This is a genomic window from Streptomyces sp. CLV115 (assembly GCF_038448545.1).
Classification (GTDB): Bacteria; Actinomycetota; Actinomycetes; order Streptomycetales; family Streptomycetaceae; genus Streptomyces; species Streptomyces sanglieri.
Genome location: NZ_JBCEWQ010000372.1, coordinates 1 through 537, shown reverse-complemented (window position 1 = coordinate 537; position 537 = coordinate 1). Strand labels below are relative to the sequence as shown.

Genomic DNA, 537 nt, shown 5'->3' with positions numbered 1-537 from the left:
CTCCCGACCGTGGATCGTTTCGGACGAACTGTGGTTGCTGATCGAGCCGTTGTTGCCGGTTTCGGCGCCGAAGCTGGCGGCGGGGCGGCCTCGGGTGCCTGACCGGCAGGCTCTGTGCGGGATTCTGGTCGTGCTCCACACCGGGATCCAGTGGGAGTACCTGCCCCAGGAGCTCGGGTTCGGGTCCGGCATGACGTGCTGGCGGCGGCTTGCCGCGTGGAACGAGGCCGGTGTCTGGGACCGGCTTCATGCGGTCCTGCTGACGAAGCTGCGCTTGGCAAAGCAGCTGGACTGGTCGAGGGCGGTGATCGACTCCAGCCATGTCCGGGCCGCTCGACGCGGCCCAAAAGCGGGCCCGGCCCGGTCGACCGAGCACGTCCGGGCAGCAAGCACCACGTCCTCGTCGACGAGCAGGGCATCCCGCTCGCGGTGTCGTTGACCGGCGGAAACCGCAACGATGTTACCCAGCTGATGCCCCTGCCGGCGAAGGTCCCGTCCGTCGCCGGCCTGGTCGGCCGGCCGAGACGGCGACCGGAC

General features: G+C 69.8%; 1 pseudogene. It reads left to right on the top strand.

The annotated features are described in order from the left end of the window. Positions 1-13: 13 nt before the first annotated feature. Positions 14-537: pseudogene (locus AADR41_RS42200) on the top strand (IS5 family transposase); the annotation flags it as partial.